Origin of the sequence: Caballeronia sp. GAWG1-1 (assembly GCF_023631465.1) — a bacterium.
Taxonomy (GTDB): domain Bacteria; phylum Pseudomonadota; class Gammaproteobacteria; order Burkholderiales; family Burkholderiaceae; genus Caballeronia.
Map to the genome: position 1 here is coordinate 1 of NZ_JALQDB010000029.1, position 11,653 is coordinate 11,653.

9 protein-coding genes are annotated in these 11,653 nt (G+C 58.1%); 7 read left to right on the forward strand and 2 right to left on the reverse strand.

The window, feature by feature from the left end:
- Positions 1 to 1,524: hypothetical protein (locus tag NCT03_RS18035; RefSeq protein WP_250493362.1), on the forward strand; the 1,524-nt coding region annotated here is incomplete at its 5' end.
- A 218-nt stretch (positions 1,525 to 1,742) separates the two neighbouring features.
- On the opposite strand, the gene NCT03_RS18040 is transcribed toward NCT03_RS18035, so the two are convergent.
- Complete coding sequence (locus NCT03_RS18040) at positions 1,743 to 2,837, reverse strand: DUF1521 domain-containing protein (protein WP_250493363.1); 1,095 nt, start codon at positions 2,835 to 2,837, stop codon at positions 1,743 to 1,745.
- Positions 2,838 to 3,409: 572 nt separating this feature from the next.
- Between NCT03_RS18040 and NCT03_RS34150 the strand changes: the two genes are divergently transcribed.
- The 6 genes from NCT03_RS34150 to NCT03_RS18070 all read left to right on the forward strand — a co-directional run bounded on the left by NCT03_RS34150 (position 3,410) and on the right by NCT03_RS18070 (position 10,555).
- On the forward strand, positions 3,410 to 4,939 hold the full coding sequence (locus tag NCT03_RS34150) for a YadA family autotransporter adhesin (protein WP_350030155.1): 1,530 nt from the start codon (positions 3,410 to 3,412) through the stop codon (positions 4,937 to 4,939).
- 145 nt (positions 4,940 to 5,084) lie between these two features.
- On the forward strand, positions 5,085 to 5,630 hold the full coding sequence (locus NCT03_RS18050) for a fimbrial protein (RefSeq protein WP_250493364.1): 546 nt from the start codon (positions 5,085 to 5,087) through the stop codon (positions 5,628 to 5,630).
- 82 nt (positions 5,631 to 5,712) lie between these two features.
- Positions 5,713 to 6,456: a fimbria/pilus periplasmic chaperone gene (locus tag NCT03_RS18055; protein WP_250493365.1), complete on the forward strand. Its 744-nt coding sequence runs from the start codon at positions 5,713 to 5,715 to the stop codon at positions 6,454 to 6,456.
- Between the two features lie 219 nt (positions 6,457 to 6,675).
- Positions 6,676 to 9,189 (forward strand): fimbria/pilus outer membrane usher protein, encoded by a 2,514-nt coding sequence (locus tag NCT03_RS18060; protein ID WP_250493366.1) that lies wholly within the window; start codon positions 6,676 to 6,678, stop codon positions 9,187 to 9,189.
- Positions 9,186 to 10,307, forward strand: coding sequence for a fimbrial protein (locus NCT03_RS18065; RefSeq protein WP_250493367.1), 1,122 nt, complete (start codon positions 9,186 to 9,188; stop codon positions 10,305 to 10,307). Before NCT03_RS18060 ends, NCT03_RS18065 begins: the two co-directional genes overlap by 4 nt.
- A 107-nt stretch (positions 10,308 to 10,414) precedes the next feature.
- Complete coding sequence (locus NCT03_RS18070) at positions 10,415 to 10,555, forward strand: hypothetical protein (RefSeq protein WP_250493368.1); 141 nt, start codon at positions 10,415 to 10,417, stop codon at positions 10,553 to 10,555.
- Positions 10,556 to 10,658: 103 nt separating this feature from the next.
- Here the strand turns inward: NCT03_RS18070 and NCT03_RS18075 are convergent, their stop codons facing one another.
- Entirely contained in the window at positions 10,659 to 11,639 is a 981-nt protein-coding gene (locus NCT03_RS18075; RefSeq protein ID WP_250493369.1) for a UDP-glucuronic acid decarboxylase family protein, read from the reverse strand.
- Positions 11,640 to 11,653 lie beyond the last annotated feature (14 nt).

The following is an 11,653-nucleotide window of genomic DNA, read 5'->3' on the forward strand; positions in this document are numbered from 1 at the left end:
CGCGAAAAGCAGAAAGACTATTTCGATCCCGATCAGGGCATCAACACGAATCAGGTCGTGACGCGTGCCGACGGCAGTAAGTCGATGTACTCCTTCAACGATCAGGAAAAGGTCGGCTTGCAAAACGACTACGACGCGAAGGGGAAGCCCGTTGACACTTACCGTTACGACTCGGGCTCGGGCAAGGTGTCGTCACACACTCATTTCAACGAGGACGGTAGCCGTACGTTGGATACGATCGACGCGGGCGGGAAAGCAACGCGCATGAGCGCGACCAATGACGGTCAACGGTCCACGGCACAACCCGCGACCTTCAGCGCAGCGGAACAGCAAGCATTGAAGGAACATGGCGAGCGTGCGTCGAAGATCGTGCCGCCGCAGCCGGTCGGCGCAGATACCGCATTGGGCAATCAGCGGACCTACTTCGACCCGGCCTCGAATCGGCTGACGAATCAGGACATCAAAGAGCCTGACGGCAGCACGACGAGCTATGCATATGACTCGATGAACCTGGTGGGCTACGAGCAGCACTTCGACCCGAACGGGCGCATTGTTTCCTCCAAGCACTACGCCTCGCACGTTGGTCCAGACCTGATTACTCAATACGCGCCTGACGGCAGCCGTCAGGTCATGAGGCCAAACAATGGTCAGCCCGTAATAGAGCACTACAACGCGGACGGACAACTGACGCAAAAACAATCGCTCCTCGACGCCGGGTTCCGGACAGACAACTACGACGCGCAGGCCGGTCGTTTAGTCAACACGAATATGCGGAACAAGGACGGCAGCTATTCTGACTACGCGTATAACGATTTGGGGAACGTGGGTGCAAAGTTCGACTACGACTCAAAGGGTAAGGCCGTCTCGTCTGTCGCCTTCGACCGCAATGAAAACTCCGGCACGATCACGGCCGTGAATTACAACGCGGACGGCGGCCGTGACGTCACAAAGACGAACAGCGCCGGAACCACTGTCCGTTTCATCGGCGGCGAGGGTCGCAACTCGAACACGCAATCTCGTCCGATGACTTCGGCTGATCGTGCAAGTTTGAATCAATGGATGTGGGGCGCAGGCATGACGCCCGGACGGGGCGCGAACGAGCAGCAGACGCAAGGTCAGACGCAGACGCAAGCACAGACGCAGACGCAAGCACAGACGCAGACGCAAGCACAGACTCAGACGCAAGCACAGACTCAGACGCAAGCACAGACTCAGACGCAAGCACAGACTCAGACGCAAGCACAGACTCAGACGCAAGCACAGACTCAGACGCAAGCACAGACTCAGACGCAAGCACAGACTCAGACGCAAGCACTGACGCAAACGCAAGCACAGACGCAGACGCAAGCACAGACGCAGACGCAAGCACAACCGCTGACGCAAGCACAACCGCTGACGCAAGCACAACCGCAACCGCAAGCACAGCCGGAAAGTGGCTCGAATGCGGGAGCTTCCGTTGATCAGTCGACGGCGGCGTCTCCCAATGACGCAGCTGAAGACACTTCCTCGGGCGATGATGCCTGAGTTAGCCGAGCGTTAATGTGCCGCCACCTCACAGCGTTGTCAGCGGTGAGGTGGCGGCTTTCGAGCAGACGAGCCGTATCGAAAGAACCGTCCAGTTAGCGAAGGTGAGACGCGACTGCCGCGCCGTGCGCGATCAATTGGCATGATGCCAGCGCCGCCGCCGGTGGCAGCTTCCGCTGACGCCGGCAGCCGACGCGCAAGCGCGCCGGGAAGGCTACTTAAGCCTTGAAGTCCGATGCAGTCACCGCCTGATGCGTCTGCGCATTGATCCACCCCGTGCCGCTTGAGCTCGCGAAGAGGTTCATCCCATCGCGCGGAGTCTGCTGTGCCAGCGCGAAGCCGTCCTGACTGCGCTGCACGCTGAGCGGGGCGCTGTCTTGCTCGCTCAACCCCTTGACGACATATGCCCGATTACCCTGCGTAACCGTCACGTTATCGGCGAAGGATACGTTCGAATTGCCGTTAGCCGGTGTCGTGCCGATGCTCACGCGGGTGTGATCCGGCAAGTTGAAGTCGATCGAGCCATTGAACATCCCGCTCGTCTGGTTCGGCGTACCCGAATTGAGATCGATATGCGGGTCGCCCCAGACCTTGGTTTGATTACCAGTCTTCTCATCGGTAAGGTTGATCGAGGACTTGGATTTGTCGAAGTCCAGCTTGTAATCGCCAAGGTCGATGGACGATTTTCCGTCGTGTACGCCCGTGTCCGACCATTGGCTTTGTTGACCCGCCGCGCCGTCACAGGCGTCCCCACGCATCCGGTTCAGATAGCTGCTCGATTGCATGCTGCTGTATTGCATGTCCTGAATCGGACCCTCACGCTCGAAGTACGAGTAATTGGCCGAACTCGCCGACTGGCTGAATCCGTCCGGGCCGCGTGACATCTGCTGCGAAGAATCACGAAAGTCGCCGCGCATCTGGTTCGAAAAGTCGCTCGGTTGCATGCTGTTGTACTGCATGTCCCGGCCAGGACCCTGACGCTCGAACGACGAGTAGCTGGCCGAAGTCGCCGACTGGCTGAATCCGTCCGGGCCGCGCGACATCTGCTGCGTCGAATAATTGAAGTTCGAACTGGACATGCTGCTGCCGCCGAATGCACGCGGCATGGCTGGCTGATTGAAGGGCTGACTGAAAGACTGGTTGAACGGCTGGTTGAACGGCTGATTGAGCGACATGCCACCGTAGGGCATGGACATCATCTGAAGCGGCCGGTTGCTCGAGAAAGACGAGTTCTGTTCGAAACCGGTAGTAGAGGACGGAAACCTCGGCAGGTTCATCGAGAACGAGGCACGGCTGTCGAAACTTGCTTGCATGGTTAGATATCCTTGTAAATAGACGGATGTACATGACTGACTATCACAGAGCATCGGCGACCAATTTCGTGATGGCTTGAAATTGCCCTGCAGAGGCAGTGTAGGTTTCGCAGATATGCCCATGCACTAAATATTCAACGCGCGCGAAAAAATTTCGACATCGGGGGTTCCCATCGGACGACATCGCTCGCATGTCTTGCCCAAAAAACGCACAAGTAATGAAGGAGTACCACCTTCGTCGCGTCTCGGATTTGTACGCTTCAGTCATGCGAATCGCCTTCACATTGCAAGTGAGGACTTTCGATCTCCGACGCCGCGTGCATTTGAGAAGTCGACCAAAATCTAAATGAGGAAAACGAGTGACGTCATCCCGCGAATCAATCCACGTCGAACCAGCGCATGCCGCGGGTGCCGTCAAGACGGGCAGAGTGCCCAATGTCAGGCTCTTCAAACCGCGTGCGCTAGCCGGTGCCGCGAAGGCTTTGCTCGTCGTGGGATTTGGCGGCACGGTTTCGTACGCTTCGGCGCAAGCCAGTGGAGACGCAGGTCACGAAAACGCAAGAGCGGCCAGGATGCGCAGCGATTACTTGTCGGTGGGCATGGACGATTCGAAATCGTTCGAGGCAAGCGCCATCGGCTCTGGCGTGTTGCAAGTCGAGTCAGCCGACCCGCTTCCATCGTTCGATTTTCCCAAGGTTAAGTTGCGCCGCGGGCCGCACGATTCATCATTCGCGCAACGCTTTGCGAATAGATCCGATGCAACGGCGAGCAACGAGCTACTGGCTAATACGATGCAAACGCGGCCTCGAAATGCCGTGTTCTTTGCCGGTCCTCACGAAAGCAATAAGCTCGATAAATATCCAGAGTACGCCAAGGCATTCGATACACGCATGACCGTGCGTTCGTCCACGCCTTTATCGCACGACGCTTCAAAACGACGCGCGCAACCGGCCAAGCTTGCTGGCCATGTGCAGAGACCGACTAAGCGGCACGCCGCCCACGCGCGAGTTCATCAAGGCGTTGGAACACCGATGCATTCCAACCGAACGAGGCGGCTTGCGCCGCGAGTCGCGCATCATGCTGCGGGCGCATGGAAGCATCGTCACCACCCAGTGGTTTCGGGCAGCGACATGGTCACCGCGCGGGTTGATGACATCGCCGCGCACTTGGATCACACGCGGCACGACGCGCCGGAAACGTCGCTTTACGCACTGGGACAGCAGCGCGCTGCGCAGATGCCACAGATGCCACAGATGCCACAGATGCCACAGATGCCACAGATGACGCCAGCCTTGATGGCAGACGTCGCCAATGTCAACACGGCCGTAGCCCATCCCACGAGTCGACTCGTCGCTACCATGTTGAGAGCGGATGAACCGGAAATCGTTCTCGGCGATGTGGTGAGTCGTTCCCTCGATCAAAAGCCAACAGTACGTTTGGAGGAGGCCAGAAGCTCCATAACGAGTCTTGCCGCGCTGCCTTACTCAACGCCTCGGAATGCCGTAGATGTAAGCCATGCCGCGCAACGACCCGAACTGGCAGAAGGGCCACACGCTGCAATGCGGGCATCGGTTGGCTCTCCTTCGACCAAAAAGACGGCAACCGTAGCGGTGGGCAGCGATGCAATCGCCCTTGGCGCACATGCGAGCGCTTTCGGCGATTCCGCGATGGCAAGCGGTGAAAATGCCGTGGCAATAGGTGCGAATTCGCTAGCCGACCGGGATAACGCGGTGTCGGTCGGCAGCACGGGCCACGAGCGCCAGATCACGGACGTCGGGGCTGCGACGACGCGCACCGACGCAATCAACCTTGGACAACTCAACGACGCCATCGGGGGCGTGAACGGTCGTATCGACGATGTCGATCGCGCCGCGCGGCGCGGCGTTGCAGCGGCTTCAGCACTCAACATTGCCACGCCGTATTTGCCGGGGCGGACCACGTTCAATGCGGGCATGGCGAGCTATCGCGGTCAGGCGGCGCTCGGTATAGGCGTTTCAAGCTGGAATCGTAAGGGAACGGTGAACTATAACCTTGGCGTTTCTACAGCAGGCGGCAATAGCACCATCGTGCGCGTCGGTATGGGCATCGTACTAGGCGCGTGAATGAAGAGGAACTGCGAATCTTTACAACATCGAGGAGGAGCCGGGGTTGGCCAGATGACCCAACGATCCATTCGGAATCGAACTGGCAGGTTAAGTAGTACTACCAACATCGCAAGAAAATCAGGTTACGTGGAGAATCTATCAAATGAAGAAATCTGTTGTCGCAACGCTTTTCGCGGGTGTCTTTGCCGTGTTTACCGGCAGTGCTTTCGCATCTGACGGAACCATCACGTTCAACGGCGCGCTGACTGCCTCCACCTGCGCCATCAACGGCAATGGGACTTCGGCCAAGGACTTCACGGTCAAGCTGCCGACGATCTCGACCAGTACGCTGAAAGCCGCAGGCGAGACAGCCGGAACGACGTCCTATCAGATCGCTTTGACGGGATGCACGCCGGTGACGAGTTCCAGTAAGGCAGCGGTCTTCTACGAAGCGGGCACCTCGGTCGATCCCGCCGACGGCCGACTGACCGTCGCGGCCGGCGGTGCCAGCAACGTCAAGATGCAGTTGTTGAACCTGGATGGCAGTCGCATCAAGGCGGGCTACTCGACCGATCTCCAAAACTCGAAGGCCGCCGACATCTCATCCGGTTCGGCAACGCTTAGCTATAACGTTCAGTACTACGCAACTGGCGTCACAACCGCCGGTGCGGCTAACTCTTCTGTCGTTTATAGCATCGACTATCAGTAAAGCGACACGCGGGCCACGGAGATTGTCATGTCATCGCGGCCCGCCGTTCACTGCAACGTCTTGACGACGAGACACAACGCCAATGAAACTTGCGAGAAAGATCCTCACGATTGCAACCCTGAGCACGGTGATGCTCGGGCGCACGCACGATGCCGAAGCATCGGTGGTTATTGCAGGAACTCGCGTCATCTATAACCAGAGCGACTCCGAGGTCACGGTCAAGTTGACCAACAACGGCAAGCTCCCTGGCCTGGTGAAGGTGTGGATCGACAAGGGGAATCCGGACACCGCGCCGGACACCATCGAGGTTCCGTTCGCCATCACACCGTCCATCATGCGGATCGATCCGGACAGGTCCCAGACTTTGCGGATCATGTCATCAGGCGAGCCTTTGCCCGCGGATAGGGAATCGATCCTTTACTTGAACGTGCTGGAGGTTCCGCCGAAACCAACAGGCGATGAGGCGGACGCGAATCAGCTACAACTTGCGTTCCGCTCACGTATCAAGTTCTTTTATCGTCCAAGCGCACTGAAGGGGCAACCTGAAAGCGCGTCCGGACAGATCGTGTGGAGCATTAATCCTAGCGACGCCGCCAACAAGATCGCGGCATTCAATCCCAGCCAGTACTTCGTCTCTTTCGATCGAATCACGCTAACCGACGGCGCGCGCACCGCCGTGTTCGATGAGGGCGGGATGGTTGGTCCAGGTGAGACCCGAGTCTTCGCGCTAACCGGCGACATTTTGGGTCCAGGCGCGAAGTTGCACTACACAGCAATCAACGATTACGGCGGACCACAAGAGGGTGAGGCCGACTTGCAGCCGTGAGCAGGAGATATCGAAGCTGCTGACACACAAACGGTAATGCGGCTTTGTAGCGAACCAAACACCAATCATACAGACAGGACGCGTTGATGCAGGCCAGGTCTCATGCGTAAGGCTTGCCTTTGAGATGGAATTTCGGAATCCGTAATGAAAGCAAGAAAACATAAAAGCAATGAGCCTCAACCCAGGCTCAAGCCAATAAGTGTCTGTACGATACAGGCATTGGCGGCGATTGGTGTAAGCGCTCATGCGTGGGATGCATCCGCGCAAGTTGCAGCGGTCGAATTCAACGAGCAATTTCTCGATACGGGCGATGGCGGGAAAGTCGACATCTCTCGCTTCAACCAGGGACAGCGCGTATTGCCTGGCACCTATCGCTCCGACCTCTACGTGAACGATGTCTGGAAAGGCAAGCTCGATATCGAGCTACGCGAATCCACGCCCGGGACCGGGACAGTGCATCCGTGCGTCACGACCGGATGGCTCGAAAAGTCCGGCGTAGACTTGAGGAAGCTCTCGTCCGAGGCATCCGCAAGGCTAGAGAACGACAGCGGGGAATGCCTTGAACTTCCCGACTTGATACAGAACGCGACTGCAACGTTCGACAGCGGCGAACAGCGGCTCGATGTAAGCGTGCCGCAGATCGTCATGCTCAAACGTGCGCGTGGCTATGTCGATCCGAAGTATTGGGATGATGGCGTGCCAGCCGCGTTGCTTCAATATTCCGCAAACGCTTATCACAGCGAGTCGGGAAGCGCCCGAATCGATACGCAATACCTCGGTGTCAACGCCGGTCTCAACGCCGGACCGTGGCGCTTTCGCTATCAGGGAAACCTTACGCGCGGGAATCTCGGCGGGCAGCATTATCAAAGCGTGCAGACTTACGTGCAGCGCGCGTTCAAGGACATCAAGAGCCAATTCATTGCAGGCGACACCTTCACCGACGGCGCGCTGTTCGACAGCTACGGCGTGCGAGGCGTGACGCTAGGCACGGATGACCGGATGGTTCCCGAGTCTCAGCGCGGCTATGCGCCAGTCGTTCGGGGCATTGCAAGCAGCAATGCGAAAGTGCAGATTCGCCAGAACGGCAACGTGATCTACGAGACGACGGTCGCGCCCGGTGCGTTCGAAATCGACGATCTCTACCCCACGGGCTATGGTGGAAACCTGGAGGTACTCGTTACGGAGGCGGACGGTACGACGCACGTTTCCTCGATTCCATATGCCGCTGCTGTCAACGCGCTGCGCCCAGGGGTAACGCGCTATAGCGCGGCCGTTGGCGAGTATCGCGACCCGGCCGTGAGAATTCATCCGTTCGTATCTCAGCTCACGGTTCAGCGCGGCATGAGTAACCGTGTGACGCTGTATGGCGGTATCACAGGTGCGGACATGTATTTCTCCGCGCTCGCCGGCGTGGCGCTCAATACGAAATTCGGCGCATTCGGGTTCGACGTGACGGAATCGAGCGCGAGCTTCAAGGGCTTTGGAACACGGAATGGGACGAGCGCTCGCCTAAGCTATGCCCGAATGTTCGAGCCGACCAACACCAACATTGCAATCGCGGCCTATCGATATTCGACTGGTGGTTTTCTGAGCCTGCCAGATGCGGCCACGACGCGTCAACTGATCAGCGATCATCAGCTCGGTTCGATGTCCGCTCCTCAAAAGTCGCGCTTGCAGTTCACGCTGAATCAAGGACTAGGCGATAGCGGACGCTTTGGCGCCATCTACGCGGTGGGCTCGCTCACGACATACTGGAACCGGACATCACGCGATACGCAGTTTCAGCTCGGCTACAACAATAGCTGGAAGCGCCTGACCTACGGGGCGTCGGTCATCCGTCAATACCAGGTGGACAACAAGCGATGGGATAACCGCTTCATGTTAACGGCGATGGTGCCGCTCGGTTGGGGCTCGCACGCTCCTCAGTCGTCGACCAGCTTTCAGCACGACACCGGCAACGGCAACTCCAGCCTTCAGGAATCGGTGACGGGCACGCTTGGCTCGGACAGCGCGCTTTCATATGGCATGAATGCGTCGTTCAGCGATGGCGGTCGAGCGAGCGGCAATACAGCCAGCGTGGGTGGAAATCTCGGCTATGTATCGCCATTTTCCTCGCTGTCGGTCAACGCAAGCAAGGGACGCGAATACTCGCAATACGGCGCGGGCATATCCGGTGGCGTCGTGGCCTGGCAAGGCGGCGCGGCATTCGCGCCAAACATGAGCGACACCGTCGCCGTCATCGAAGCGAAAGACGCGGCGGGTGCACGGCTCGCGAATGGCGCAGGTCTTCGTGTCGATCCATGGGGACACGCCATCGTCTCCGGCGTGCAGCCTTATTCCGACAACGAGGTCGAGATCGATCCTAAAGGGCTACCGCTCAACGTGCAACTCAAGTCGACCGTACAACGCGCTACGCCGACTGCGGGCGCCGTGGTGAAACTCGAGTTCGACACTGAGAACATGGGCAAGCCCGCCCTGATGCATGTTCTTCAGGCAAGCGGCAAGCCGCTTCCGTTCGGCGCGCAAGTTTCGGATGGCAAGGACGACACCGTGGGCACCGTGGCGCAGGGCAGCCGCATCATTGCCACCGGACTCAAGAGCGATGAGGGAACGCTCAATGTCAAATGGGGAGACGCTCCCGAGCAGCGTTGCGTGGTTCGCTACGCGTTGCCAAAAATGCCGCTGGCCAGCACGCCTAATTCACTTAGCATAGCTGATGGAGTCTGCCGATGATCCTCGACAAGTTACTTGAGATCAAAACTTCGATGAACCGCTTCAACACAATCGCCCGCGCCGTTGCACGGCATGCAGCGGCCTGGCTTATGCTGGCCGGGATGATTCCTTCCGCCGCATGGGCCAGTGCGTCTTGCCATTCCAACTACAGCGCATTCACGCTTTCTTTTCCGTCTACGATAGCCGTGGCGCGCGACCTGCCCGACGGATCGCTTCTGAGTGCATGGTCCGTGTCTGCGGCCACCCCGAACTATTGGACCTGCACTGTGTCCGATGGCTGGTACACCGGCACCGATTTCGAACTGGCAGGTATCGTCGCCGGTGCGCCAACCCGCTACAAAGCCCCCTACAATGGCGTCGAATTTTCGGTCTATGCGACTAACGTGCCTGGCATCGGGATCGCACTTGGAGGAACAGTCTATGCCGCTAAAACGCAATACGGCCCGTGGGACTTTCCGGTTTTAGGATACGAGAGAAACAATGTCGGTAGCCCGGTGGACAATGGTGGCCAACTCATAGCGGCCCTCGTGAAGATCGGTGACGTTACCCCGGGTACAGTTTCCGGATTGATCGCGAGGGCGTTCTCGTGGGAGACCGCCGGGAAAAGTCCTCCTGGATACAACGCGGCTTCGGGTTCGATCGACTTCAACATGACGCCGGTGATCATCACCGTTCTGACATGCCGCACACCCGATGTAACGGTGCCAATGGGCACGCTAGCCCTGACGGACCTACCGGCATTGGGACCCGCACCGCGTAAGTCGGCATCTTTCAATATGAGCTTTGACAACTGTCCCGCAGGCACGTCCTTGGAGGGCACTACGGCGGGCATGATCCATAGTGTTCAATACCGGATCGATCCGGCGAATGGGACGGTGTCGGGCTTCAGCAATGTTGCGGCACTAAGCGGCACGCCTTCGGCAGGAGGCGTCGGCGTTCAGCTATTCGACAGTGCGGGCGCGGCAATTCCGTTTGGAACGAACCTTACCTTGAATGGTTTCAATGGAGCAGTCGCTTCGAGTTACACCGTCGCAATGACCGCACGTTATTACCGGACAGGTCCGTTATCCCCCGGTCCGGCCAACACGACAATGACAATGACCATGTACTACCAGTAGTAATGCGATCGACGTGAAGATGTGCGCTCCCCAACCTCGCGGAAGGGGTAGATCGGCTCACTTGCGGGCCACGTTCATTTACTTGCTTAATCGAAGGGAGTTTCAAAATGGAATCTATCAAGCGCGATGCCTTGGCTTACGTGTCGGTGGCCGGTGGCAGCGCGAAGGCGTCGAGTAGTTCGTCTGCGTCGACGAACGTGAGCATCGTAATCAGTGCACCGGTTCCACATGGCAACCAGAAGGGATGATGCATTAGCCCATCCGTAAAGCAGGCAAGACCTGCGTTTCGCTTGTCTTCAAAGCGAAGGCCGCCTTCGATTCTCTGAAAGCGGCCTTCGTCCTACCTCGCATTCAACTGGCCAACGTCGCCATCGTGCGTTGCGCCTCGGTGATCTGGCGGAAGTGCCGCGCCGTACGCTGCAAGCCTTCATCGAGTTCCGTCACGGGTTGCCAGTCGAGCAGCGTGCGCGCCTGCGTGATATCCGGTTGACGATGCCACGGATCATCCATCGGCAATGGATGAAACACGATCTCGGAACTCGAACCCGTCAACGCGATGATGCGTTTAGCAATGTCCAGCATCGAAAGTTCGTGCGGGTTGCCTAGATTGACTGGACCCGTGACGTCATCGGGCGTGTTCATGAGGCGGATGAAGGCGTCGACCATATCGTCGACATAACAGAAGGAGCGCGTCTGCCTGCCTTCGCCATAAACGGTGATAGGCTCGTTGGCGAGCGCCTGCATCATGAAGTTGGACACCACGCGGCCATCGGCGGGATGCATGCGCGGCCCATACGTATTGAAGATTCTCGCGATCTTGATGTTGAGGCCATGCTGCCGCCGATAATCCATGAAGAGTGTTTCGGCGCAACGCTTGCCTTCGTCATAGCAAGAACGCGGACCGATAGGATTTACATTGCCCCAATAAGCTTCTTGTTGCGGATGCACGCGTGCGTCACCGTACACTTCACTCGTCGATGCCTGAAAGATGCGCGCCTTCACACGCTTGGCGAGACCCAACATGTTGATCGCGCCATGCACGCTCGTCTTCGTGGTCTGAACGGGATCGTACTGGTAATGAATGGGCGAAGCGGGGCATGCGAGGTTATAGATCTGGTCCACTTCCACATAGAGCGGAAACGTCACGTCGTGGCGCATCAGTTCGAAATTCGCGCTGTCCAGCAGATGCGCGATGTTGTCCTTCGTGCCGGTATAAAAATTGTCGACGCACAAGACATCGTGTCCTTGAGCGAGCAGGCGTTCACATAGATGCGAGCCGAGAAAGCCCGCACCTCCCGTGACCAGAATGCGCTTGCGAAAGGCTTCCTTCATGGCTGTTCTCTAAA

What these genes read in the sequence shown, in the direction of transcription:
- NCT03_RS18040 (WP_250493363.1), bottom strand. Translation starts at nt 2,837, where the DNA reads ATGCAAGCAAGTTTCGACAGCCGTGCCTCGTTCTCGATGAACCTGCCG.
- NCT03_RS34150 (WP_350030155.1), top strand. Translation starts at nt 3,410, where the DNA reads ATGCGCAGCGATTACTTGTCGGTGGGCATGGACGATTCGAAATCGTTC.
- NCT03_RS18050 (WP_250493364.1), top strand. Translation starts at nt 5,085, where the DNA reads ATGAAGAAATCTGTTGTCGCAACGCTTTTCGCGGGTGTCTTTGCCGTG.
- NCT03_RS18055 (WP_250493365.1), top strand. Translation starts at nt 5,713, where the DNA reads ATGAAACTTGCGAGAAAGATCCTCACGATTGCAACCCTGAGCACGGTG.
- NCT03_RS18065 (WP_250493367.1), top strand. Translation starts at nt 9,186, where the DNA reads ATGATCCTCGACAAGTTACTTGAGATCAAAACTTCGATGAACCGCTTC.
- NCT03_RS18070 (WP_250493368.1), top strand. Translation starts at nt 10,415, where the DNA reads ATGGAATCTATCAAGCGCGATGCCTTGGCTTACGTGTCGGTGGCCGGT.
- NCT03_RS18075 (WP_250493369.1), bottom strand. Translation starts at nt 11,639, where the DNA reads ATGAAGGAAGCCTTTCGCAAGCGCATTCTGGTCACGGGAGGTGCGGGC.